Origin of the sequence: Streptomyces scopuliridis, assembly GCF_042790125.1 — a bacterium.
Classification (GTDB): domain Bacteria; phylum Actinomycetota; class Actinomycetes; order Streptomycetales; family Streptomycetaceae; genus Streptomyces; species Streptomyces scopuliridis_A.
The window spans coordinates 392288-419027 of record NZ_JBHTZS010000003.1 but is presented as its reverse complement, the minus strand read 5'-3'; the positions used below and the strand labels follow the sequence as shown (position 1 = coordinate 419027).

At 72.3% G+C, this 26740-nt stretch carries 7 protein-coding genes (1 of these 7 only partly in view); 1 reads left to right on the top strand and 6 read right to left on the bottom strand.

Annotated features, from left to right (window positions below):
* Positions 1–41 precede the first annotated feature (41 nt).
* Together ACFRKB_RS06275 and ACFRKB_RS06270 are read right to left on the bottom strand one after the other, a co-directional pair.
* The gene (locus ACFRKB_RS06275; protein ID WP_383103736.1) at positions 42–830 is read right to left on the bottom strand and encodes an ABC transporter permease; all 789 of its coding nucleotides are present in this window, start codon (positions 828–830) and stop codon (positions 42–44) included.
* Entirely contained in the window at positions 827–1801 is a 975-nt protein-coding gene (locus tag ACFRKB_RS06270; protein WP_383103734.1) for an ATP-binding cassette domain-containing protein, read from the bottom strand. Before ACFRKB_RS06270 ends, ACFRKB_RS06275 begins: the two co-directional genes overlap by 4 nt.
* Before the next feature lie 265 nt (positions 1802–2066).
* Here ACFRKB_RS06270 and ACFRKB_RS06265 point away from each other — a divergent pair, with 265 nt between their 5' ends.
* A complete protein-coding gene (locus ACFRKB_RS06265) occupies positions 2067–2723 on the top strand; it encodes a DUF3995 domain-containing protein (RefSeq protein ID WP_383103732.1) in 657 nt (218 codons plus the stop codon).
* 39 nt (positions 2724–2762) lie between these two features.
* On the opposite strand, the gene ACFRKB_RS06260 is transcribed toward ACFRKB_RS06265, so the two are convergent.
* The 4 genes in view from ACFRKB_RS06260 to ACFRKB_RS06245 are tightly spaced (at most 39 nt apart) and all read right to left on the bottom strand, a layout consistent with a single transcriptional unit that may run on beyond the window.
* On the bottom strand, positions 2763–3539 hold the full coding sequence (locus ACFRKB_RS06260) for a thioesterase II family protein (protein ID WP_383103730.1): 777 nt from the start codon (positions 3537–3539) through the stop codon (positions 2763–2765).
* Complete coding sequence (locus ACFRKB_RS06255) at positions 3536–4807, bottom strand: cytochrome P450 (RefSeq protein ID WP_383103728.1); 1272 nt, start codon at positions 4805–4807, stop codon at positions 3536–3538. Before ACFRKB_RS06255 ends, ACFRKB_RS06260 begins: the two co-directional genes overlap by 4 nt.
* A 39-nt stretch (positions 4808–4846) precedes the next feature.
* The gene (locus tag ACFRKB_RS06250) at positions 4847–16585 is read right to left on the bottom strand and encodes an amino acid adenylation domain-containing protein (protein WP_383103726.1); all 11739 of its coding nucleotides are present in this window, start codon (positions 16583–16585) and stop codon (positions 4847–4849) included.
* On the bottom strand, positions 16579–26740 hold the 3' portion of the coding sequence (locus ACFRKB_RS06245) for an amino acid adenylation domain-containing protein (protein WP_383103724.1). The gene runs 4013 nt beyond the window's last position; the window shows 10162 of its 14175 coding nt (coding positions 4014–14175); the start codon falls outside the window, past its right edge — the gene reads right to left on this strand; its stop codon occupies positions 16579–16581. Before ACFRKB_RS06245 ends, ACFRKB_RS06250 begins: the two co-directional genes overlap by 7 nt.

Below are 26740 nucleotides of genomic sequence, written 5' to 3'. Positions count from 1 at the left end.
TGCTCCTTCGGGGGTAGGCGGCGCCTTCTCGGCCCAGCGGTTCACCGGGCCGAGGCGGTCCGGTATCTGCGGGCGGCGAGCGGCATGGCCAGCGCGATCATCACGGCGATCAGAACCATGGCGACGGGCACGGGGTGGAGTGCGGGGAAGGAGGTGTCGCCGACGGAGGAGGGGTTGCCGAACAGCTGGCGCACGGCCTCGACGACCGACGACAGCGGGTTCCAGACAGTGATGGCCTGCAGCCATCCCGGCAGCCCGCTGGGCGGGATGAAGGCGCTGGAGAGGAAGGTGAGCGGCATCATGACCATGGACATCACCGCGCTGACCGCTTCGACGTTGCGCAGCGACAGGCCGAGCAGAGCGCCGAGCCAGGCCGCGCCCAGGCCCAGCAGCAGCAGGAGGCCGAACGCGGCCACGATGTTGCCGACGCCGGTGTGTACCCGCCAGCCGATCAGATAGCCGACCACAGCCATCACGACCACGGCGATCGACGACAGCAGCAGGTCGGAGACGGTGCGCCCGATCAGCACGGCGTAACGGGACATCGGAAGCGAACGGAACCGGTCCACCAGCCCGTTGCGCAGGTCGTCGACGACACCGACCGCGGTGGTCTGCAGGTTGGCCAGCATGACCTGGGCGAAGATGCCGGCCATGATGTACTCGCGATAGTCGCCGCCCTCGACCTGCATGGCGCTGCCGAACAGGAAGCCGAACACGATCACGTACATCACCGGCATCAGCGTCACGCTCAACAGCCGCTCCGGCACCCGGGCGATATGCCGCAGGTGGCGGCCTATCAGGGCGAGGGAATCACTGAGGGACTCGGTCACGCCACGGCTCCTTCGGCCACCGGCCGCGGCGCGGCGCCGGTCAGGGACAGGAAGACCTCGTCCATCGACGGGCGGCTGAGCTGGAAGTCGGCCACCGGGATGCCGGCCTCGGCCAGCTCGGTCGCCACCGTCGCTATGCCACGGACGCCTTCGGTCATCGACACCGAGACCGTCCTCCTCTCCTCGTCCACGAGGGGCTCGTCGCCGCTGAACCGGCTCAGCACCTTGGTCAACTCGATGACGTCCTTCGCGGAGACGGCGGTGACCCGGAGGCGGTCGTCGCCCACCCGGTCCTTCAGCTCGTCCGGCGTGCCCTCGGCGATGACACCGCCGTTGTTCAGCACGGCGACGCGGTCCGCGAGCTGGTCGGCCTCTTCGAGGTACTGGGTGGTGAGGAGGACGGTGACGCCGCCGCGCACCTGGCCGCGGATCACCTCCCACAGCGTCAGCCGGCTCGTCAGGTCGAGCCCGGTGGTCGGCTCGTCCAGGAACAGCACCGGCGGCTCGGCGATCAGGCTGGCCGCGAGGTCCAGCCGGCGCCGCATGCCGCCGGAGTAGGTCTTCACCGGCCGGTCGGCGGCGTCGGTCAGGTCGAGCCGTTCGAGCAGCTCGTCCGCTCTGACCCGCGTGGTGCTCCGGCCGAGGTGATAGAGGGTCCCGATCAGGCGCAGGTTCTCCCGGCCGGTCAGCCTCTCGTCCACCGCCGCGTACTGACCGGTCAGCCCGATGCGCCGGCGTACCTCCTTCGGCTGACGACGCACGTCGAAACCGGCCACGGCGGCCTCGCCGCCGTCCGCGGCGAGCAGGGTGGCAAGAATTCGGACGATGGTGGTCTTTCCGGCCCCATTGGGGCCGAGCAGCCCGAAGATCGTGCCGGCGGGGACCGACAGGTCGACACCGTTCAGCGCGTCCTTGGCCTGTTTACCGCCGTATCGTTTACGCAGCCCCTCGGCCTGGATTGCAATATCCACACGTTCACCCCCATAGACTCAAAGTCCGCGCTGGTCACGGCTCAACGATTCAGGTCGGACAACGCCGGATTTTCCGCAGGGAAACAGACAACGTCAACTGCTCCACCGATGGCGGCGGTTGTCGCATCGACTGTGCCGAAGCTAGCATTGACAAGGCCGGATCCGGACTTCTCATCGAAGAATCTGATACGTGCGGGACAGGTATCTCGGAGCCTGGTGATACCGTGCTGACGATCCGGTCGGACCGCGGATGTAAGGATTGTGAATGACCTTCGAAAAATCAATGCCGATCGATGAAAGTGCGAATTCGGGCGACCGAGAGCCGGAAATAACACTTCGACCGCAACCGGTATGGGTTCAGCTGGCTTTCGCTTTCACGCTCCTTTTCATGGCGCTCCATCTCTACTGGGCGGTCGGCGGCACCTGGGGACTGCCGCTGCTGGCGCTGCAGGAGAAGGCCGCGGTCCAGGCGGTCAACTGGGTCGTCAGCGTCATCATGGTGATCGGCGCGTTCTTCGTTCTCGCGCTGAACCATCCGATCGCCCGGCGGGTTCCCTCCTGGACGCTGCTGGTTCCGATATGGACCGGGGCGGTCGTGTGCGTCTCCCACGCGATCTACGGTCTGATCACCAAGACCCTCTACCTGAGCGGGTGGCAGGGCGCCGTCAACTTCCCGGTCGTGTCCGGTGTCAGCCCGGCCACCGCCGCCGCGGAGAACCGTCAATCCGCGATACTGGACATCGTCGTGTTCGAGCCCTGCTTCCTGATCCAGGGCCTCCTGCTGGCCCTGGCCGCCTGGCAGTTCATCCGCACGCCCACCGGGCGGCGCAGGTGGCGGATGTCGCTCATCGCGGGCGTCGCGGTGATCGACGTGTTCGGCCTGCTGCTGGACCTCGCCGGCAAGCAGTTCGCGATTTCCTGACCCTCGCGTCGGTACCGGCCGGCCACCGCCCCGCGCCGGTCAGCCGGCGACGGAGGCGGTGGTGAGATGGCCCGCGAGGTCGCGCACGAGAGCCTCGGGGTCCTCCAGCAGGTAGAAGTGACCACCGGGGTAGACCCGGTGGTCGAAGCGGCCGGTGGCGGTCGCCGCCACCCACTCTTTCAGGCCTTCGACCGGCACCTCCTCGTCCCCGTCCCCGACGTACGCCGTGACCGGTGTGGCCAACGGTGAGACCGGGCGCGGGAGATAGGTGCCGATCAGATGGAAGTCCGCCCGGATCGCGGGCAGTACGAGCTCCCGCAGATCCGGGTCGTCCAGCACGGTGCCGGCGTCCGGGTCGCCGAGCCTGCGCACCTCGTCGACGATCGCGTCGTCGCCGCGCCGGTGCACACTCTTCGGCACCACCCGGTGCGGGGGCAGCTGCCCGGAGACGAACAGCCACGCCAGGGGCGAACCGGTGCGCTGTTGCAGGCGCAGCGCCACCTCGTAGGCGACGGAAGCACCCATGCTGTGCCCGAAGAAGGCGAGCCGTCCTCCGGCGTAGCCCTGCAGCGCGTCGGCGATCCGGGTCGTCAGCGCGCCCATCTCGTCGACGCACGGCTCCATCACCCGGTCCTGCCTGCCCGGGTAGCACACCCCGATCACCTCGATGTCCTCGGGCAGCCACCGGGGCCAGTCACGGAACACACTGGCCGCGCCGCCCGCGTGCGGGAAGCACACCAGCCGCAGTCGGGGCTCGGCCGCCTTGCGGTACCAACGCAACCACTTCAGCGGGCTGACGTCGGCGGGCCGGTTCACAGGCGTGCTCCGCTCTCGGTCCCGTACGCGGCCAACGCGGCCTCGTCCGGCTGGAAGCGCGTCGGCAGGCCGCACAGCCCGGTGAGGAAGTTGGAGTGGATCCGCTGCGGCTCGCCGGTGATCTCGAACCCGGTGGTGTAGGTGCGCAGGGCGTCGAGCATCGCGTTCACCTCGGCCCGGCCCAGATACGCGCCGATGCAGAAGTGCGGGCCGTAGCCGAAGGTGATGTGTTTGTTGGGTGACCGGTTCAGGTCGAAGACATACGGGTCCGCGAAGACCTCCTCGTCCCGGTTGGCCGAGCTGTTCCACAGCGTGACAACGTCACCCGCGGCGATCACCTGTCCGTGCAGCTCCATATCCGCCACCGCGCGGCGGCCGAAGTGCATCGCCGGGGTCGCCCAGCGCAGCACCTCCTCGGTGGCCGACTCCAGCGTCACCTTCCGGTCGCGCAGCAGTTGCCACTGGTCCGGGTACCGGCTGAGGGTCAGCACCGAGTCGATCATCGAGAGCCGGCTGGTCTCGTCGCCGCCGAGGATCAGGCTGTAGCAGTTGAGGACGATGACCTCCTCGGTCAGCAGCTCGCCGTCCACGGTGCTGTTGGCGAGAACGCTGATCACGTCGTCGGTCGGCCTCGCGCGGCGCTCGGCGACCAACTCGCTGAAGTACAGCAGGATCTCGTTGCGGGCGAGCCAGGCATCGGTGGCGGACTGGCCCTCCTCGTCCGAACTGAGCGCGGACTTGGTGAGGCTCAGCAGGAACTCGCGGTCCGCGGTGGGCACCCCGAGCAGGTCGGAGATGGTGTTCAGCGGAATGTGCTCGGCCACGTCGGTGGCGAAGTCGCACTCACCACGGCGCACGGCCTCCACCACCAGCCGCGTGGTGTTGGCCCGGACCCGGTCGACGATGGGCTTGAGCGAGTGCGGGGAGAAGCTCTTGAGCAGCACGTTGCGCAGGTTCCGGTGCATGGCCCCGTCGGTGACGGCGAGCATCTTGCCGGCGGCGGAGTCGCCCCCGGAGAGCAGCGTGACCAGCACGTTGCCCTTCTCGGAGGTGAGCCGCTTGTTGTCCTTGTACAGCGCCATGACATCCGCGTACCGGCTGACCACCCAGAAGCCCGGTGCGTCGCCGGCCGGTGGATGCCAGTGGAGCGGCCGGGTGGTACGCAACCGCCGCCAGTACGCGCTGAGGTCGTTCTCCTCGAACGTCCGGGGACGGGTCAGATCGATGGTGGAGATGTCGTCCGGTATCGGCATCGTGTGCGCGGTCATTTTTCCGCCGTTCATCGTGGTCTGCGAGAGAGGGTCCGACTACTTGCTTTCCTGGAGCTTTTCGGCGAGTACGCGGCCGATTTCCGCGGCCGGTTCGGGCCGCATCATGTGGGGATGGGTGCAGCGCACCACCCGGTACTCGATTCTTCCGGTCACGAACGGCCGCCACCGCTCGGCCCGCGCGGCCAGTTCCGCCGCGGGCACCGTCTCGTCCGGCTCGGCCACGAAGACCACCACATCGCTGTCGAGCGGCTGCGGCTCGAACCCGCCGATCAGGGTGCGGCTGTTGGCGAACACCTGGGCCAGCGCGGCGATCGCGGACTCGTCGAGGTTGGCGAAGACGCTCTGACGCTCCCTCAGCACGTCCGCCACCATGGCGTATTCCAGCGGCTCATCGCCCAGACCGGCCATGTCGTAGCCGACGAAGTCCAGCATGATCCGCAGCGCGTCCTGCTGGTCCGGCAGGCGCTCCGGCGCCGGTTCGGCGCGGTCGATGGGGTACTGGTCGAGGTTGGCCAGCAGCCCGACCTCCTCCCCCTCGGCCCGGAGCCGGGTGGCCATGGCGTGGATCACCAGACTGCCCAGCGACCAGCCGAGCAGGTGGTAGGGGCCGTGCGGCTGGACGCCGCGGATCTGCGCGATGTAGTCCTCCGCCATCTCCTCGATGCTGGCCGGCAGCGTCGCCGACGGATCGGCGAGCCCCCTGGCCTGAAGTCCGTAGAGCGGGCGGTCCGAACCGATGTGCTTCATCAGGCCCGAGTAGACCCAGCTCAGCCCACCTGCCGGATGCACACAGAACAGCGGTGCCCTGGCGCCGGTGGTACGCAGCGGCAGCAGCACGTCCAGCGTGTCCCCCTCGGCGCCGCCGGCCAGCTGACCGGCCAGTTCCGCGACGGTGGGCGCCTCGAAGATGGTCCGGATACTCAGCCGCGCGCCGAACGTGGCGCGGACCTTGGTGACCAGCCGCATCGACATGATGCTGTCCCCGCCGAGGTCGAAGAAGCTGTCCTTGACACCGACCGCGTCGAGGCCGAGCACCTCGGCGAACAGGCCGCTCAGGATCTCCTCCTGCAGCGTGCGCGGTCCCGTCCAGTCCGTGGGGTTGACCTCGGGTGCCGGAAGCGCCGCGCGGTCGAGCTTGCCGTGCCGGGTCAGCGGCAGTGCGTCCAGGACGACGACGGCCGCGGGCACCATGTAGTCGGGCAGCCGTTCCGCGAGGGCGGCGCGCAGGGCGTGCACCTCGACCGTCGCCCCGTCGGCCGGCACCACGTACGCGACGAGGCTCTTGGTGTCCTCGTCGTTCCGGCGGGTGGTGACGACGGCCTGGCCGACGGTCCCGTGCTCGTTGAGCGCGGTTTCGATCTCCCCGAGTTCGATCCGGAAGCCGCGGATCTTCACCTGCTCGTCCGCCCTGCCCACGAACTCCAGCACGCCGTCCCGGGTCCAGCGCACGACATCTCCGGTCCGGTACATCCGCGACCCCTCGGGTCCGAACGGATGCGCCACGAACCGCTCCGCGCTCAGCCCCGGCCGGCCCAAATACCCACGCGCCAAGCCGTCGCCGGCCACATACAGCTCACCCGCCACGCCCACCGGCACCGGACGCAGCCACCCGTCCAGCACGAACACCCGTGTGTTCACCACCGGTGAACCGATCGGCACCCCGCCGCCGGCCACCAGCGGACCACTCGTCGTCACGGCCACCGTCGACTCGGTCGGCCCGTACGCGTTCACCATCCGGCGGCCCGGCGCCCACCGCGCCACCAGCTCCGCCGCGCACGCGTCACCTCCCACCACCAGACACCGCAACCCGCTCAGCTCACCCGCCGCCTCCACCGGCACGCTCGCCAGTGCGGCGGGCGGGATGAGGGCGTGGGAGACGTTCCGCGTCCTGAGGACGTCCGCGAGCGCCTCGCCCACCAGCGGTCCGGCGGGCGGCACCACCAGAGCCGCACCGGCACCCCACGCCATGCACAACTCCAGCACCGACGCATCGAAACTCGGCGAAGAGAACAACAACACACGCGAGCGCGCGTCCACGGCGAACCGCTCCACACACGACACCGCGAAACCGGCCAGCCCCCGGTGCGAGACCACCACGCCCTTCGGCCGCCCCGTCGATCCCGACGTGTAGATCACATACGCCGGGTGATCAACTCCCAACCGGGCCAACCGGTCTCCCTCATCCACCGGCGAGCCGTCGACCGCGTCCCTGCCCGGATCGGAGTCGACCGTCAGCCATCGCAACCCATCGACCAGACCGGCCAGCCGCCCGGCGGTCTCCTCCGACGACAACACCAGTGCCGGAGAAGCGTCATCCAGAACGAACCTGATCCGCTCGGCCGGATACTCCGGATCCACCGGCAGATACGCGCCACCCGCCTTCAGCACTCCGAGCTGCGCCACCACCATCTCCACCGACCGCGGCAACACCAACGCCACCACGCGCTCCGGCCCCACACCCGCGTCGATCAGCAGCCGCGCGAGCCGGTTCGACCGCTCGTCCACCTCCCGGTACGACAAGGACTCGTCACCGCGGACCACCGCGACCGCTTCCGGGTCGCGCGCCACACACTCCGTGAACAACCCCGAAAACGTCGTCGGCACCACATCGGGCCGCGCCGGCCGGTTCCACTCCCCCAGCACCCGACGGCGCTCCTCGGGGGTCAGCAACTCCGCCTCGCCGACGGTCTGTTCCGGACCGGCGGCGAAGTGGCCGAGCAGTCCGACCAGCCAGTCCATCCAGCGCACCATCTCGGCGCGCTCGAACAGCTCGCCCCGGTACTCGAACTTCAACAGCAGTTCCCTGGTCGGAACGGCGATCAGCGAGAACGGGTAGTGGTTGGCGTCCCGCGCCTCCAGACCGGTGATCCGCCGCCCCTCGGTGGGCTTTCCGAGGGCGCCGGTGTCCATCGGATAGTTCTCGGTGACGGTGAGGGTGTCGAAGAGGGTGTCGACGCCCTGGGCACGCAGGATGTCCGGCAGCCCGAGGTACTGATGGCCCATCAGCTCGGTCTGCTGCTCCTGCAGGCGGCCCAGAAGCGCGGCCCAGGACTCGCCGGGCCGTACCCGGACGCGTACCGGCAGGGTGTTGATGAACAGGCCGACCATGCTCTCCACGCCGGGGATCTCGGGCGGCCGGCCGGAGACCGTGCCGCCGAACACGACGTCGTCACGACCGGTCAGCCGTCCCAGCAGGACGCCCCAGGCCGTCTGGATGACGGTGTTCAGGGTGACACCGCAACGCCGGGCCGCGGCGCCCACCGCTGTGGTCAGCTCCTCCGGAACGCGGTGCAGCAGTTCGTCCGGTACGGTCGCCCGGCGGCCGGAGTCCTCGGGGGCGATCAGCGTCGGATCGCCGACGCCTTCGAGCACCTTCTGCCAGGCGGCGAGCGCGGACTGCCTGTCCTGTCGGCCCAGCCAGGACAGGTACTCCCGGTACGGGGTGGGCGCGGGCAGTTCCCCGCCCGCGTACAGCACGAACAGCTCGCGCATCACCAGGGGCGCCGACCAGCCGTCCAGCAGGATGTGATGGGTGGTGAGGACGAACCTGTGGCGCCCGTCGCCCAGCTGGACGAGGGTGAACCGGAACAAGGGGGGCCGCTCCACATCGAACCGGTCCACCCGGTCGGCGGCCATGAACGCGGCCCGTCCGGCTTCCCGTTCCTCGCTGGTCAGACCACCGAGGTCCAGCTCCCGCCACGGCAGTTCCACGTCCTGCCGTACCACCTGCACGGGACGGTCCAGGCCCTGCTGCCGGAACGCCGCCCGCAGGTTGGCGTGCCGGCGCAGCAGCCCGGCCGCCGCCTCCCGGAGCCTCGGCGCGTCCATGCCTCCCTCGACGTCCACGGCGATCTGGACGTTGTAGACGTCCGGGGAGTTCTCGTCGAACTGGGCGTGGAAGAGCAGGCCCTCCTGCAACGGGGTGAGCGGCAGCACGTCTTCGAGCCGGCCGGGTTCGGCCGTTTCGACCAGGTCGATCTGCGCCTGGGTCAGCGGGACCAGCGAGAGGTCGGAGGGGCTGTGGCCACCGGCCGAGGGCCGGGCCACATGCGCGACGAGGGCGCCGAGAGCCTCGAACCAGGTCTCGGCGAGCTCGCGCACCTCGTCCTCGGTGAACAGCGCGTCCGCCCACGACCAGACGGCGATCAGGCGCGGGCCGTCGGCCCGGTCCTGCGTCTGCGCGTTCAGGTCGATGCCGTGGCTCAGCGGCACCTCGGCGTCGCCGCCTCCGCCGAGGCCGCCGGACTCCGGTGCCGGACTCCACTCCTGGGGCGCCGCCTGCGCCTGCTCCTCGGCGACGGCGAACCTGCCCAGGTAGTTGAAGCCGATCTGCGGCTTGGGCGTGCCCGCGAGTATCGAGCTGGTCTGCGGGTTGAGGTAGCGCAGCAGGCCGTAGCCGATGCCGTTCTCGGGCAGCCTGCGAAGCTGCTCCTTGACCTCCTTCAGCGCCCTGCCCGCCGACGGACCCCCATCGCGGAACTCGTCCCAGTCGAGCCGGCCCGCGTCGACCCGGACCGGGAAGAGGCTGGTGAACCAGCCGACGGTGCGGTGCAGATCGACACCGTCGACGATCTCCTCGCGGCCGTGGCCCTCAAGGTCGATCAGTACGCCGGTGTGATCGCCCCGGTCGTGGGTCTGCCGCCACCGCGCCACCGCCGCGCCGAACGCGGTGAGCAGGACGTCGTTGACCCGGGCGTGGAACGCGGCCGGCACGGTCGTCAGCAGCGCCGCGGTCAGGTCGGTGGGCAGCACCAGGGACAGCGTGCGCGCGGTCGCGGTGACGTCCCGGCCCGGGTCGAGCGGTTCGGGGGTCAGCAGCGGATCGGACTCGCCGAGCACGTCCAGCCAGGTCTCCAGCTCCCCGACACGCTCGGCGTCCTGCGCGGCCTCGGTCAGCCGCTGGGCCCAGGTACGCAGCGATGTGCCCACCGGCGCCAGTTCCGGTGTCCGGCCGGCCGCCACCTCGGCCCAGGCGTCGGCGAGGTCGGGCAGCAGGATCCGCCACGAGACGCCGTCCACGACGAGGTGGTGCACGACCAGCAGCAGCCGGCCGGGGGCGGCCGGGCCGGCGTCGAACCAGACCGCCTGGACCATCGCGCCGGCCTCCGGGTCGAGCCGGTCCCAGGCGGCCTGGACATGCTCCCCGATACGGACGCCGGTCGCCTCCTTGCCCAGCCCGGCGATGTCCACCCGGTGGACACAGTCCGCGGCGCGCACCTCTCCGCGGGGCGGCACATCCAGGTTCCAGATCAGACGGCCGGTGCGGCGGAGCCGCATCCGCAGCGCGTCGTGGTGGTCGAGGACCGTCTGCAGGGCGGCTTCCAGACGCTTCATGCCGAGGTCGGCGGGGACGACCACCATCATGGTCTGGTTGAAGCGGGTGACCGGACCGCCGCGTTCCCGCATCCAGTGGATGATCGGGAGCAGCGGCACCGAGCCGACGCCGTCGGTGTCACCGCGGTCACGCAAGGACTTCTCCGTACTCCTGGCGGCCGCCGCGAGGCCGGCGACGGTCTTGTGTTCGAACACATCCCGGGCGGTGAACTCGATGCCCACCGCGCGGGCCCGGCTGACCAGCTTGATGGAGACGATGCTGTCGCCGCCGAGGTCGAAGAAACTGTCGTCGACCCCGACGTCGGACAGGCCCAGCACATCGGCGAACAGCCCGCACAGGGTCCGCTCGGTCTCGTTGCCCGGCGCCCGGTCGCCCCGCGAAGGGGTGAACTCGGGGGCGGGCAGGGCCTTGCGGTCGAGCTTCCCGTGCGGGGTGAGCGGCAGCTCGCCGAGGGGGACGAACGCGGCGGGCATCATGTGGTCCGGCAGGGTGGCGGCCACCAGCTCCCGGAGCCGTCCGGTGTCGATCACGGCGTCGGCGACGGGAACGAGATAGGCGACGAGCCGCTTGCGGTGCTCCTCGTCCTCCCGCGCGCTGACGACGACGTGGGCGACCGCGGGATCCCCGGCGAGCACGGTCTCGATCTCGCCGAGTTCGATGCGGAAGCCCCGGATCTTGACCTGGTCGTCCGCGCGGCCGGTGAACTCCAGAGCGCCGTCCGCGGTCCACCGCACGATGTCGCCCGTGCGGTACATCCGTGATCCGGCCGGGCCGAAGGGGTTGGCGACGAACCGCCCGGCGCTCAGCGCCGGCCGGCCCAGATAGCCGCGTGCCAGCCCGTCACCGGCCACATACAGCTCGCCGGAGACGCCGACCGGGACGGGGCGCAGGCGGCCGTCGAGGACGAAGGCCCGGGTGTTGATCGCCGGGGAGCCGATGGGTACGGCGCCGTGGGGCGTCAGGGGCGTACTCATCGTGACGGCCACGGTCGCCTCGGTGGGGCCGTAGGCGTTCACCATGCGCCGGCCGGGCGCCCAGCGGGCCACGAGCTCGGGCGAGCAGGCGTCGCCGCCCACGACCAGGCCCCGGAAGTGGGTGAGTTCGCCGGCTTCCCCGGCCGGGACGCTCACCAGTGCGGCCGGGGGGATGAGGGCGTGGGAGACCCGGTGCGCGCGCAGGACCTCCACCAGCGCTTCGCCCACCAGCGGGCCGGCCGGCGGCACGACCAGGGCGGCGCCGGCCGCGACCGCCATGCACAGCTCCAGCACCGAGGCGTCGAAGCTCGGCGAGGAGAACTGGAGGACCCGCGACCGCGCGTCGACGGCGAACCGCTCCACGCACGAGGCGGCGAAGGCGGCCAGTCCCCGGTGGGAGACCACCACGCCCTTGGGCCGTCCGGTCGACCCGGAGGTGTAAATCACATACGCCGGGTGGTCGAGCCGCAGCGGAGCCGTCCGGTCCCCGTCGCCCACCGGCGAAGCGTCCGCCTGTTGGAGGCCCGGGTCCGTGTCGACCGCCAGCCACCGCTCCCCGCCGACCGCACCGGCCAGCCGCTCCGCTGTCTGCCGGGTGGACAGCGTCAGAGCCGGTCCGGCGTCGCTCAGGAGGTACTTCACCCGGTCGACCGGATAGTCCGGGTCCACCGGCAGGTAGGCACCGCCGGCCTTCAGCACCGCGAGCTGCGCCACGACCATCTCCACCGACCGCGGCAGCAGCAGCGCGACCACGCGCTCCGGCCCCACACCCGCGTCGATCAGGACCCGGGCGAGCCGGTTCGACCGCTCGTCCACCTCCCCGTAGGACAGCGGCGCCTCGCCGGACATCACGGCCACCGCGTCCCGGTCGCGCTCCAGGGTCGCCTGGAACAGCCGCGGGAACGTCGCGGGCACCACATCGGCCCGCGCCGTGTCGTTCCACTCCACGAGCATCCGGCGGCGTTCGGGTGCCGAGAGCACGTCGATGGACCCGACCGGCAGGTCGGGATCGGCGACGACGGCCTCCAGGAAGCGCACCAGCCTCTCCCCCATCGTCTCGACCGTCGCGCGGTCGAAGAGGTCGAGGCGGAACTCCACGATGCCGTCGATGCCACGCGGTTCGCCCTCGCGGTCGACGCTCTCGTTGAAGCTCAGGGAGAGGTCGAACTGGGTGGATTTCACCGGCACCTGGCGCACGGCGCAGTCCAGGCCGGTGAGTCCGATGCCGCTCTCCGGCGTGTTCTGCAGGGCCAGCGAGACCTGGAAGAGCGGGTGGCGGGCGAGCGAGCGCTCCGGGTTCAGCACCTCGACCAGCCGCTCGAACGGCACGTCCTGGTTGGCGTAGGCCGCGAGGTCGGCCTCGCGGACCCGGCCCAGCAGCTCCGTGAACGTGGGCTCGCCGGACAGGTCGGTACGCAGCACCAGTGTGTTGATGAAGAAGCCGACGACCCGTTCCAGCGCGTCGTCCGTACGGCCCGCGATCGGGCTGCCGATCACGACGTCGGACGTCGAGCCCAGCACCGACAGCAGCGAGGCCAGGCCCGACTGGAGGACCATGAACAGCGTGGTACCGGTCTGCCGGGCCAGCCCGGTCAGGCCGCGGTGCAGCTCGGCGGGAAGGTGCACCAGCACCGAGTCGGCCTGGTGGTCCGCCGCGGCCGGCCGTGGCCGGTCGGTGGGCAGGCGCAGCTCGTCCGGCAGGTCCGCCAGCGCTTCCTTCCAGAAGGCGAGTTGCTGGTGGACGCGGCTCTCCGGGTCGTCCTCCGAGCCGAGGATGCCGTCGTTCCACAGGGTGTAGTCGGCGTACTGGACCGGCAGCGGCTGCCAGTCGGGCGCCCGGCCCGCGGCCCGGTCGGTGTAGGCGCGTGCCAGGTCGCCGGAGAACGGGTCGAGCGACCAGCCGTCACCGGCGATGTGGTGCAGCACGGTGAGCAGGACGTGCGACCGCGGGCCGGTCTCGAAGAGGGTGGTCCGCAGCGGGGTCTCGGTGGCCAGGTCGAAGCTCTGCGCGGACGCGGCCGCGATGGCGGTGTCCAGGTCCTCCGCGGTGGTGCGCACCAGCGCGAGTTCGCCGCCCCGGTCCGCGGGGAGGATCTCCTGGCGCGGTTCGCCGTCGGTGTCGGGGAAGACGGTACGCAGGCTCTCGTGCCGGGCGACCACGTCGCGTACGGCCGTGCGCAGCGCGTCGACGTCGAGCGGCCCGGTCAGCTGCACGGCCAGGACGATGTTGTGGGCCGTGCTGGTCCGCTCGAACCGGTTCATGAACCACAGGCGGCGCTGGGCGTGGGAGAGCGGGATCTCCCGCGGCCGCTCCATCGGCCGGAGGGGGGTCCGGGCACCGGCCGCACCGCCGATCCGGCCGACCAGTTCCGCGACGGTGGGCGCCTCCCACAGCTCGCGCAGCGGGAGTTCGACCGTGAAGGCCGACCTGATCCTGCTGACGACACGGGTCGCGTGCAGGGAGTGGCCGCCCAATTCGAAGAAGTTGTCGTGGATGCCGACCGACGGCAGGTTGAGCATCTCCGCGAACAGGCCGCACAGGATCTCCTCCTGCGGGGTGCGCGGGGCCTGACGGGTGACGAGCGCGGCGAAATCGGGGGCGGGCAGCGCCTTCCGGTCCACTTTGCCGTTCGGTGTCACGGGCAGCGCGTCCAGCGGCATGAAGACGGCGGGCAGCATGTACTCGGGCAGCCGGGCCGCCGCGTGGGCGCGCAGCGCGTCGACGGCCGGCACGGTCCGGTCGGAGACCGGGACCAGATAGGCGACGAGTCGGCTCTCGCCCGATTCGTCGGCGTGTGCGACGACGGCGGCCCTGGCGACGGCCTCGTGCGCGGTCAGCACTGCCTCGATCTCGCCCGGTTCGACCCGGAAGCCGCGGATCTTGACCTGGTCGTCGGCCCGGCCGGCGAACTCCAGCTGGCCGTCGGCCGCCCAGCGCGCCACGTCGCCGGTGCGGTACATGCGGGAGCCCGGCGCTCCGAACGGGTCGGCCACGAACCGTTCCGCGGTCGGGCCGGGCCGATGGGCGTAGCCGCGGGCGACACCGTCACCGGCGAGGTACAGGTCGCCCGTGACGCCGACCGGGGCGGGCGCGAGGGCGGAATCGAGCACGTAGACCCGGGTGTTGGCGATCGGCCGGCCGATCGGGGGCAGCCCGGGTCTGCCGCGCAATCGGGCCGAGGTGGACCACACCGTGGTCTCCGTCGGTCCGTAGACGTTGGTGACGTCGGCGGCCAGCTCGCACAGCCGGGTGGCGAGATCCGCCGGCAGCGGCTCGCCGCCGACGAGGACCCGCAGGCCGTCCAGGGCCTTCGGCCGCTCCGCGACCAGGGCCTGCCAGAGCGTGGGGGTCGCCTGCATGATCGTGGCGCCGGTGCCGCTGATCAGCCGGGCGAGCGCCGACGGGTCCAGCACCTCGTCGCGGGAGGCCACGACGACGGCGGCACCGGCGCTCAGCGGTACGAAGAGCTCCAGCGCGGCGATGTCGAACGCGATGGTGGTCACCGCGACCAGCCTGTCGGCGGCGCCGACGTCGAACCGGGTCCGCATGTCGGCGACCAGATTGGCGAGGTTGGCACGGGAGACGACGACGCCCTTGGGACGGCCGGTGGAGCCGGAGGTGTAGATGGCGTAGGCCGGGTTGGCCGGGTGGGGTGGCGCGGTCCGGTCGGCGTCGAGCGGACCGGTGCCGGGCAGCTGCGCGATCGCGGCGGCGACCGCCGGATCGTCGAGCACGACACGCCGGAGCCCGTCGGCCTCGGGCAGACCGGTCACGGAGGAGTCGGTGACCAGCGCGCAGGGCCGCGCGTCGTCCAGGATGTAGCCGATCCGGTCGGCCGGGTACTCCGGGTCGAGGGGGACGTAGGCGCCGCCGGTCTTGAGGACCGCCAGCAGGGCGGTCACGAGTGCCGCGCCCCGGGGCAGGGCGACGGCGACCCATGACTCCGGTCCGACGCCGAGGCCGGTCAGGTGGCGGGCCAGCCGGTTGGCGCGCGCGTCGAGCTCCCGGTAGGAGACCTCGCCATCGGCGTCGACGACCGCGGTCGCGTCCGGTGTCCGGACCGCGTTCTGTTCGAAGCGGCCGACGGGGAAGTCGGCGCCGACGGGCGCCGATGTGTCGTTCCACTCCGTCAGCAGCCGGTGGCGCTCGGCCTCGGGGAGGGTACGGACGCGGCCGACGGGCGCCTCGGGGTCGGCGCCGATCTGTATGAGGATGCCGACAAGAGCGTCCAGGATGCCCTGCGCGCGGTCGCGGTCGAACAGGTCCGGCCGGTAGCCGAGCCTGATCCGCATGCGCCGGCCCGGCGCGGGGAACAGCGCCAGCGGATAGTGGGTCGCGTCCTGGCCGACCGCGCCGGTGATCCGGATGCCCTCGGCCGGCTCGCCGAGGCCGTCCGCCTCCACGGGGTAGTTCTCGAACACGACCAGCGTGTCGAACAGTTCGCCCACCACCCCGGACTGCGCCTGGACCTCGGCGAGGGTGAGGTGGTGGTGCGGGAGCAGGGCCACCTGCCCGCGCTGCTGGCGTTCCAGCAACCGCGCCCAGGAGTCGGCCGGCCGCGCGGAGACCCGTACCGGCAGGGTGTTGATGAAGGAACCGACCATGTTCTCCACACCGGGGATCGCCGACGGGCGACCCGAGACGGTGCCTCCGAAGACGACGTCGTCGCGTCCGGTCAGCCGTCCCAGCAGGACGCCCCAGGCCGCCTGCACCACGGTGTTGAGCGTGACGCCACAGCGCCGGGCCGTCTCCGTCAGGCCGTCGCTCACCTCCTCCGTCAGGGTGACCAGCAGGTCCTGGGGCACCACCGCGGCGCGGCCGGCGTCCGCCGCGACCATGGTGGGTTCGCCGACCTCGCCCAGTGCGTCGCGCCAGGCGTCGAGCGCGGCCCGCCGGTCCTGCCGGCCCAGCCAGGACAGGTAGTCCCGGTAGGGCGTCACCGGCGGCAGTTCGCCGCCGGTGTACAGCACGAACAGCTCGCGCATCAGCAGCGGCCCGGACCAGCCGTCGAGCAGGATGTGGTGGTTGGTCAGCAGGAACCGGCAGCGGTTCTCGCCGAGCCGGATCAGGGTGAAGCGCACCAGCGGCGCGCGCCTCAGATCGAAGCGGCGCACGCGGTCGGCGGCCATGAACTCCGCGAGCAGGGTCTCCTGTCGCTCGGCGGGCTCGCCGCCGAAATCGGCCTCGAACCAGGGAAGTTCGACCTCGCGGTGGACCAGCTGCACCGGATCGCCGTTCTTGCGGCGGCGGAAGGCGACACGGAGGTTGGCGTGCCGGCGCAACAGCGTGGCGGCCGCGGCACGGAGCCGGCCCGCGTCCAGCGCACCGTCCAGGTCGACCGCGATCTGGACGGTGTAGACGTCGAGGGCCTCGCCGTCGTCCTCCGCGTACTGGGAATGGAACAGCAGCCCTTCCTGCAAGGGCGACAAGGGCAGGAGATCCTCGATGCGCGACTGGTTCACCATGACAACCCCTCGTCGTCCAGCTCGTTCTCGAACTCGTCCCATTCCCGCCGGTCCACCGGGACCAAGGTGGCCGCCTGCGTCCGGTCGGGGGCCGCCTGCCGGTTCTCCGGCCTGGCCGCGATGGCGGTCAGGGCGCGGAACCAGGTCTCGGCCAGGTCCCGCACCTCCGCCTCGTCGAACATTTCGTCCGGCCATGCCCACGCGGCGACCAGCCGCGGGCCGTCCGGATGGTCCTGGGTCTGCGCGTTGAGATCCAGGCTGTGCGCCATGGGCATGGCGGCGTCGCCGCCACCGGTGAGACCGGCCATGCCGGGCGGCGGACTCCAGTCCTGTGCCTCGGCGTCACCACCGCCCGCGGTGAACCGGCCGAGATAGTTGAAGCCGATCTGCGGCGCGGGCAGCCCGGCCAGTTGGGCGCCCGCGCGCTCGTTGAGGTAGCGCAGCATTCCGTAGCCGACGCCGCCGTCGGGCAGTGCGGCGAGGCCCGCGCGCACCTTGGCGAGCGCGGTCTCCACCGCCTCGCCGCCGGCCCAGAAGTCGTTCCAGTCCACCTGTCCGGGGTTGAGGCGCACCGGGAAGGAGCTGGTGAACCAGCCGACCGTACGGGCCAGATCGGCGCCCTTGACCACCGGCTCCCGGCCGTGGCCCTCCATCTCCACCAGCACGGCGTTGCCCAGGGACGGCTGGCGCCGGGCCCGCCAGGAGGCGACGGCCACCGCGAAGCCGGTGAGCAGGACGTCTCTGATTCCGGTGTCGAAGGCGGCCGGCACGCTGGTCAGCAGCGGTTCGGTCACCTCGGCGGGCAGGGTGAGGGTCAGTGTCCGCGCGGTGCCGAACACGTCCCGCCGCTTGTCCAGCGGGCGCGTCGCAAGGAGCGGGTCGGGACCGCCCAGAGCGGCACGCCACAGCGGCAGCTCCTCCAGCCTGCGTGCCTCATGGGCCTCCTCGGCGAGCCGGACGGCCCAGGTGCGCAGTGATGTGCCCACGGCGTCCAGTGCGGGTTCCCGGCCCGCCGCCACCTGGGACCAGGCGGCGGCCAGGTCCGGCAGCAGGATCCGCCAGGACACGCCGTCCACCGCGAGGTGGTGCACGGCCAGCAGCAGCAGGCCGGGCCGGCCGGCGCCCGCGTCGAACCAGACCACCTGCACCAGTGAGCCGGATTCGGGGGTCAGGCGCCCCGAGGCGGCCCGGCCGTGTTCGACGAGCAGCGCGCGCCGGGCCTCCTCGTCGCCGGATGCCGCGGCTTCGGCGAAGTCCACGCGGTGGACGAGTTCCCCGGCGCGTACCTCGCCGCGGGGCCGTACCTCGATCCGCCAGTCCTCGTCGCCGGCCCTGGTCAGACGCAGCCTCAGGGCGTCGTGCCGGTCGACCACCGCCTGTACGGCGGCGGTCAGCGCGGTGAGGTCGAGTGCGGCGGGCGTCCGCACCATCATCGCCTGGTGGAAGCCGTCGAGCGGTCCGCCGTGCTCCCGCCACCAGTGCATGATCGGGGTCAGCGGCAGCTCTCCGATGCCGGCGTCCGGGTCCTCGGTGAGGGTCTCGGACGCGGCCTCGGCTATCTGCGCGAGCGCCGCGGGGGTACGGCACTCGAACACGTCGGGGACGGTCAGTTCGATCCCGGCCGCACGGGCCCGGCTGACGAGCTGGATGGAGACGATGCTGTCGCCGCCGAGGTCGAAGAAGCTGTCGTCGGCCCCGACCGTCTCCCGGCCGAGGAGGTCGGCGAAGATCCGGCAGAGGGTCTTCTCGCGTGCGGTGGCCGGGTCGCGGCCCGGCACGCCGGTGTCGAACTCGGGTGCCGGCAGCGCGGCACGGTCGAGCTTGCCGTTCGCGGTGAGCGGCAGCGCGTCCTGCACGACGAAGGCGGCGGGCACCATGTAGTCGGGCAGGACGGCCGCGACGTCCTTGCGCAGCACGGCCTGCTCGGGTACGCCGGCGCCCGCTTCGGGCACCACGTAGGCCACGAGTCGGCGCAGCCCCGGCTGGTCCTCGCGGACGACCACCGCGGCCTGGGCGAGCCCGGACCGGGCGAGCAGCACGGTCTCGATCTCGCCGGGCTCCACTCGGAAGCCGCGTATCTTGACCTGCTCGTCGGTGCGGCCGACGAACTCCAGTTGCCCGGAGGCGTTCCAGCGCACCACGTCGCCGGTCCGGTACATCCGTCCGCCGGCGGGCCCGTACGGGTCGGCGACGAACCGTTCCGCGGTCAGGGCCGTGCGGCCCAGATAGCCGAGCGCCACGCCGGAGCCGGCGATGTGGAGCTCTCCGGCGACTCCCACCGGCACCGGCCGGAGCCGTTCGTCGAGCACCAGGACCCGGGTGTTCGCGACCGGGCGCCCGATCGGCGGCATGGTGTCGCCCGACAGCGGATCGCTGAGCGTGGCGGCGATGGTGGTCTCGGTCGGCCCGTACGCGTTGATGACGGTGCGTCCGGCCGACCAGCGCGCGAGCAGGCCCGGCGAGAGTGCCTCGCCGCCGGAGACGACGCAGCGCAGGGTGGGCAGCGCGCGCTCGGGCAGGGTGCCCAGAAGCGGGGCCGGCAGCATCACATGGGTGGCTCCGGCCGAGTCGATGGCGTCGGCCAGACCGTCGCCGGCCAACTCCCTGGCCGGGTCCGGCAGGGCGAGGGCGGCGCCCGACAGCAGGCTCATCGCCAGGTCACCGATCGACACGTCGAAGTTGGTCGACACCACCTGCAACACCCGGCTCTCGCCGTCCAGGCCCAGCCGCTCGGCGTGGCTGTGCGCGAACGACGCCAGACCGGTGTGGCTGACCAGCACTCCCTTGGGCCTGCCGGTCGACCCGGACGTGTAGATGACGTAAGCCGGGCTGCCGGGGGTGGCCCTGCCCCCGGCGGCGGTGGCGGGACGGGCGGCCACCGAGCCGGCGAACTCCGGCTCGTCCAGCACCCAGGTCGGCACCCCCGGCGCGGCGGGCAGCAGGCCGCACGACGCCTCGGTGGCCAGCAGCGCGGCCGGCGCGGCGTCCGTGAGCATGAACTCCAGGCGCTCGGCGGGGTACTCCGGATCCACCGGCAGATAGGCGGCGCCCGCCTTGGCCACCGCCAGGAACGCGGTGACCTGCCGCACGGAGCGCGGTACGGCGACCGCGACGATCCGCCCCGGGCCGACGCCGCGTGACATCAGTTCACGGGCGAGCCGGTTGGCGCGGCGGTCCAGCTCGGCGTAATCGGTCGTTTCGCCCTCGCACCACAGGGCGGTGGCCCCCGGCGTGCGCGCCGCCTGTGCCTCGAACAGGCCGGCCAGGGTGCCGGCCGGTACCTCGGCCGGGGTGCGGCTCCAGGTGCCGAGCAGCCGCTCCCGCTCGCCGGCGGTCAGCAGGTCGTGGTCGCCGATGGGGCGGTCCGGCTCGGCCAGCAGGCGGTCCAGCAGGGCGACCAGCCGGTCGGCGAGCATCTGGACGGTGCCGTGGGTGAACAGATCGGTGCTGTACTCGATGACACCCACGATGCCGTCGGGTTCGCCGTCCGCACCGGCCGTCTCGGCCAGGTTGAACGCCAGGTCGAACTTGGCCACGCGCAGACCGCTGGGCTGCTGGGCGATGGTCAGGCCGTCACCGAGGCTCAGCTCGGCGGGCGGGGTGTTGAGCAGGTTGAGCATGATCTGCAGCAACGGGTGCCGGGACATCGAGCGGTGGGGGCTCAGCACCTCGACCAGCCGCTCGAACGGCACGTTCTGGTTCTCGTAGGCGGCGGCGTCGGTGCGCCGCACCCGCTCGACCAGTTCCCGGAAGCTCGGGGCGCCGCTGGTGTCGGTGCGCAGCACCAGGGTGTTGACGAAGAAGCCGACCACGTCGTCGAGGGCGTCGTCGGTGCGTCCGGCGACCGTGGTGCCCAGGGGGATGTCGGTGCCGACGCCGAGCCGGGTGAGCAGTGCGGCGAGCCCGGCCTGCAGCACCATGAAGGGGCTCGCTCCCGCGCTCTTGGCCAGGTCGGCCAGCGCCCGGTGCAGCGGGGCTGCCAGGCGCAGCCGTACCAGGCCGCCCCGGTGGCTGGGTCTGGCGGGGCGTGGCAGGTCGGTCGGCAGCGCCAGTTCCTCCGGCATGCCGGCGAGCCGCTCGCGCCAGTAGTCCAGTTCCGTCGACAGCCGCGAGTCCTTGTCGTCCTCGTCGCCCAGGAGGTCGTGCTGCCAGAGGGCGTAGTCGGCGTACTGCACGGCCGGTGGCGTCCATTGCGGCGCCCGGCCGGCCACGCGGGCCCGGTAGGCGTCCGACAGGTCGCGCAGCAGCGGGCCGAGCGACCAGCCGTCGCAGGCGATGTGGTGGACGAGGAAGAGCAGCGCGTGGTCGTGCGGCCCCACGGTGAACAGATGGACGCGCACCGGCGGTTCGGCGGCCAGGTCGAAGCCGTACGCGGCGGCCTCGGCGACGGCCGCGTCCACCTCGTCCGGTCCGGTCTCGGTGATCCGCAGCCGGGGGGTGGCCGCCTCGGGGGCCAGGATGTCCTGGCGCGGCACCCCGTCGGTCTCGGCGAACGTGGTACGCAGGCTCTCGTGCCGGGCCACCACGTCGCCGATCGCGGCCTGCAGCGCGACGACGTCGAGCGCTCCGGCGAGCCGCATGGCCAAGGGGATGTTGTAGGTGGGGCTGGGGCCCTCCAGCCTTCCCAGGAACCACAGCCGGCGCTGGGCGAACGACAGCGGGATGCGTTCCGGCCGTGCTTGTGGCACCACGGTCCGCCGGGCGTCGTCGGCCCTGTCGATCAGCGCGGCCAGGCCGGCCACGGTCGGGTTCTCGAAGAAGTCGCGCAGCGGCAGTTCGGCCGCGAACTCGCTGCGGATCCGGCTGACCAGCTTGGTCGCCTGCAGGGAGTGCCCGCCGAGTTCGAAGAAGTTCGCCTCGACGTCGACCTCGTCGTCGCGGAGCACGGCGCGGAAGATCTCCCGCAGCGTGGTCTCGGTCGCGTTGCGCGGGGCACGGCCGCCGGTCCGGCCGGTGGACTCCGGCGCCGGCAGCGCCTTGCGGTCGATCTTCCCGTTGGGGGTCAGTGGCAGTGCCGGGAGTACGACGAAGGCCGCCGGCACCATGTATGCGGGCAGGCGCGCGGCGGTGTGCTCGCGCAGCGCCTCCGCCGAGGGCGCCTCGCGGCCTTCCGGAGCGACCACGTAGGCGACCAGGCGCAGCTCGCCCGGCTCGTCCTCCCGGGCCAGTACGGCTGTCTGCGCGACATCGGGATGGGCCGCGAGCAGCGACTCGATCTCGCCCGGCTCGATCCGGAAGCCGCGGATCTTGACCTGGTCGTCGGCGCGGCCGGCGAACTCCAGGTTGCCGTCCGGCAGCCAGCGGACCAGGTCGCCGGTGCGGTACATACGGGAGCCGGCGGGGCCGTACGGGTCGGCCACGAACCGCTCCGCGGTCAGTCCGGGCCGGCCTGCGTAGCCCCGGGCCAGGCCCGCTCCGGCCAGGTATGCCTCGCCCGGCGTCCCGACCGGGACCGGCCGCAGCGTCTCGTCCAGCACCAGCACCCGGACGTTCCACAGCGGGCGGCCGATCGGCGGGGTGACACCGGCGGTGAGGGGGTCGCTGACCGTGGCGCACACGGTGGCCTCGGTCGGGCCGTAGGCGTTGAGCAGCCGCCGGCCGTCCGCCCAGCGGGCGATCAGATCCGGTGCGGACGCCTCCCCCGCGACGATCACGTTCATGCCGTCGGGGAGCGCGCCCGGGGGCAGCACGGCGAGCGCGGCCGGCGGGATGTTGGCGTGGGTGACGCGTTCGCGGGCCAGCAGCGCGGCCAGCGGCTCGCCGACCGCCAGATCGTCGGCGGGGGCCATCACCAGGACGCCGCCGACGAGCAGCGGTGCGAGCACCTCCCAGACGGCCGCGTCGAAGCCGGCGGAGGCGAACTGCAGCATGCGGCTGCTCGCGTCGAGGCCGAACCGCTCGCGGATGGCGCCGAAGGTGCCGATGCCCTCGTGCGAGACCACCACGCCCTTGGGGACGCCGGTGGAGCCGGAGGTGTAGATCACGTACGCGGCGTTGGCCGGGGATGCCTTCCGTCCGGTGTCCGGCGCCGTGTCCGGCAGCGCGGCCAGTTCGCGCCGGACACCGGGGTCGTCCAGCAGCACGTGGGAAACCCCGGAGCCGGGCAGCCCGTCGGCGACCGGTCTCTCCGTCAGCAGCGTGGCCGGCCGGGAGTCGGCGAGCATGAACGAGATCCGGTCCGCCGGGTAGGCCGGGTCGACGGGCAGGTAGGCCGCGCCGGTCCTGCCCACCGCGAGCAGGGCGGCCACCAGTCGCGGCGTCCGCGGCAGGGCGACGGCCACGATGTCCTCGGGGCCGATGCCCCTGCCCGCCAGCAGCTGTGCCAGGCGGTTGGCCTCGGCGTCCAGTTGCGCGTAGGTCAGCTCCGTTCCGTCGTAACGGATCGCCACGGAGGCGGGGGTGGCGGCGGCCTGACGGCCGAACAGTTCGGCGATGGTGGCCCGCGGCATGTCGCGCGCGGTCGCGTTGAAGTCGTTCAGCACCTGGTGGCGTTCCGCCGGGGAGAGCACGTCGAGCCGGGTGAGCGGCCGGTCCGGGTCCGCGCACACCGCGTCCAGCAGAAGCAGCAGCCGGTCGGCGATGCGCGCGACGGTCCCCGGGTCGAACAGGTCGTCGCTGTACTCGACCAGACCGGTCATGCCGGCCGGCCGGCCCTGTTCGTCGTAGCGCTCGCGCAGGCTGAAGGCGAGGTCGAACTTGGCCGCGCCGATGCCGCAGTCCTGCGGGCCGATCTCCACGCCTGGCAGGGTGATCTCGGCGTCGGGGGTGTTCTGCAGGTTCAGCCAGACCTGGAAGAGCGGGTGGCGGCCGAGCGAGCGCTCGGGGTTGAGTACCTCGACCAGCCGCTCGAACGGCACCTCCTGGTTGGCGTAGGCGGCGAGGTTGTCCTCGCGCACCCTGCCCAGCAGTTCGGTGAAGGTCGGATCGCCGCCGGTGTCGATGCGCAGCACCAGGGTGTTGACGAAGAACCCGACCAGGTCGTCCAGCGCCTCGTCCGTGCGCCCGGCGACCGGGGTGCCCAGCGGGATGTCGGTGCCCGCGCCGAGCCGGGTGAGCAGTGCGGCGAGCGCGGTCTGGCCGACCATGAACAGGCTGGTCCTGGTCCGCCGGGCCAGCAGCGCCATCCGCTCGTGCAGCGCGGCCGGGACCGCGAAGGGGACCGTGGAGCCCGTGTGGGCGGCCACCGCGGGCCGCGGCCGGTCGGCGGGCAGTCGCAGCTCGTCCGGCAGTCCGGCCAGGGCCGTGCGCCAGAACTCCAGTTGGCGGGCGATCTCGCTGTCCGGCTCGGTCTCGCCGCCCAGTACCTCGCGCTGCCACAGCGTGTAGTCCGCGTACTGGATCGGGAGCGGAGCCCAGCCCGGCGCGCGGCCCCGCAGCCGGGCGGCGTACGCCTCGGCGAGGTCGCGGGCCATCGGCGCCATGGACAGGCCGTCGCCCGCGATGTGGTGCATCACGATGAGCAGTACGTGGTGGTCCGGGGCGAGTTCGTACAGGTGTGCCCGCAGCGGCAGTTCAGTGGCCAGGTCGAACCCGCGGAAGGCTGCCTCCCGCATCGCGGCGTCCAGCCCTGCCTCGTCGACCCGGGCGACCACGAGATCGGGAGCGGCCCGCTCCGCCGGGACGACCGACTGGCGGGGGGTGCCGTCGGTCTCGGGGAACGTGGTGCGCAGGCTCTCGTGCCGGGCCACCACATCACCGAGCGCGGCCCGCAGCGCGGACACGTCCAGCGCCCCGGTGAGCCGCGCGGCCAGCGGCAGGTTGTACGTGGAGCTCTTCTCCTCCAGCCGGTTGAGGAACCAGAGCCGACGCTGCGCGAAGGAGAGCGGGACGAGGTCGGTGCGGGGCATGGCGCGGACGGCCGCGCGGGCGTCGGCCGCACCGGCGGCCTTGGCGGCGAGGCCCGCCACGGTCGGGGTCCGGAAGATGTCGCGCACGGCCAGTTCCACGCCCAGCGTGGAACGGATCCGGCTGACCAGCTTGGTCGCCAGCAGCGAGTGGCCGCCGAGGGCGAAGAAGTCGTCGTCGGCGCCGGCCGAAGGAACGCCGAGCACCTCGGCGAACAGGCCGCACAGGATCTCCTCGCGCGGACCGCGCGGGGCGCGGACCGCCGGCGATTCGGCCTCGGGCAGCGGCAGCGCGGCCCGGTCCAGCTTGCCGCTGGGCGTCAGCGGGAACTCGTCCAGGGATACGAACGCCCCGGGCACCATGTGGTCCGGCAGCGCCGCCGCGACGTGCGCGCGCAGCGCGGCCGGGCGGACGGGGGCGGCGACCGGCACGACGTAGCCGACCAGCCGCCGGCCGCCGTTCGGACCGTCCTGGGCCACGACGGCGGCGCGGGCGACCTCCGGGTGTGTGCGCAGTACGGCCTCGATCTCGCCCGGTTCGATCCGGAAGCCGCGGATCTTCACCTGGTGGTCCGCGCGTCCCGCGTACTCCAGGAGGCCGTCGCCGGTCCAGCGCGCCAGGTCGCCGGTGCGGTACATGCGGGTGCCGGGCGGTCCGAACGGGTCGGCCGTGAACCGCTCCGCGGTGAGGCCCGGCCTGTGGTGGTAGCCGCGCGCCAACTGCGCCCCGGCCACGTACAGTTCGCCGGTGACGCCGTCCGGTACCGGACGCAGGGCCGCGTCCAGCACGTACACCTGGGTGTTCCACACGGGACGCCCGATCGGCACCGGTCTCCCGTGCGGGCCCCGGCCGTCCGCCGGCAGGGTGTGGGCGGTGACCACGTGCGTCTCGGACGGGCCGTAGTGGTTGTGCAGCTCCCGCTGGGCCGCGCCGCACAGGTCACGGACGCGATCGCCCAGCACCAGGGCCTCGCCGGCCTGGGAGACATGGCGCAGGGCGGGCAGGTCGACGCCGTGCTCCGCGACGGCCTCGCCGAGCGCGTCCAGCATCATGGTGGGCGCGTACACCTCGGTGACGTGCCGTTCCCGCAGCCAGGCCGCGAACCGGGCCGGGTCGCGCCGGGTCTCCTCGTCCGGCATCACGAGCGTCTTGCCGTCCAGCAGGGCGGAGAGGATCTCCTGGGCCGAGACGTCGAAGCTGATCGCGGTGAACTGGGCGACCCGGGCCCCTGGTTCGGCGGGGATGGCCGAGGCGTGCCAGGACATCAGGTTGACCAGCGCGCCGCCCGGCATCACCACGCCCTTGGGACGGCCCGTCGAGCCGGAGGTGTAGATCAGATAGGCGGGGTGCCGCGGCAGCAGCGGGGCGGTCCGCTCGTCGTCACGGGGGTCGGTGTCCGCCGGCTCGGCCAGTTCGGCGAGCACCCGTGGATCGTCCAGCGACAGCGCCGGGGGCCCGGCGGGCAGCCGGCCGGCGACCTCGGTGGTCGTCAGCAGCGCCCCGGGACCGGCGTCCTCAAGCATGAAGGCGATCCGCTCGGCCGGGTACTCCGGGTCGACCGGCAGATAGCCCGCGCCCGCCTTGAGCACGGCGAGCAGGCCGACGATGAGCTCCGCCGAGCGGGGCAGGGCCAGCCCCACGATGCTCTCGGGACCGATGCCGCGGCCGATCAGCAGGCGGGCGAGCCGGTTGGCCCGCGCGTTCAGTCCGGCGTACGTCAGCTCCTCGTCGCCACAGACCAGCGCCGGGGCGTCGGGGTGTGCCGCGACCCGGGCCTCGAACAGCGCGGGCAGCGAGGCGCCGGGTACCGGGTGCTCGGTGTCGTTGCGGGTGACCAGCAGGTCGTGGCGGGCGACCGGGTCCAGCACCTCGACCTTGCTCACCGCGCGGCCGGGGTCGGCGACGGCGCCCTCCAGCACTCTCACGAACGAGGCCGCGACGCGCTCGGCGGTCCGCTCGTCGAACAGGTCCTCGCTGTACTCGACGAAGCCCTCGACGCCGCCGGGACGCCCGTCTGCGGTGTAGCTCTCGCGGAGGCTGAACAGCAGGTCGAACTTGGCCACGGCAGCGTCGACGCGCTGTGTGCCGACCCGCACCCCCGGCAGCCGGAACGGCGCGGTCGGGTTGTTGTGGAGAGTGAGCATCACCTGGAAGAGCGGGTGCCGGGCCATCGAGCGCTCGGGGTTCAGCACCTCCACCAACCGCTCGAACGGCACCTCCTGGTGGCCGTAGGCGGCCAGGTCGGCCTCCCGTACCCGGCCCAGCAGTTCACGGAAGTCGGGATCGCCGGACAGGTCGGTGCGCAGCACC

Excerpts from the sequence above, each read along its gene's own strand:
- ACFRKB_RS06265 (WP_383103732.1), top strand. The coding sequence starts at position 2,067 with ATGACCTTCGAAAAATCAATGCCGATCGATGAAAGTGCGAATTCGGGC.
- ACFRKB_RS06255 (WP_383103728.1), bottom strand. The coding sequence starts at position 4,807 with ATGACCGCGCACACGATGCCGATACCGGACGACATCTCCACCATCGAT.
- ACFRKB_RS06250 (WP_383103726.1), bottom strand. The coding sequence starts at position 16,585 with ATGGTGAACCAGTCGCGCATCGAGGATCTCCTGCCCTTGTCGCCCTTG.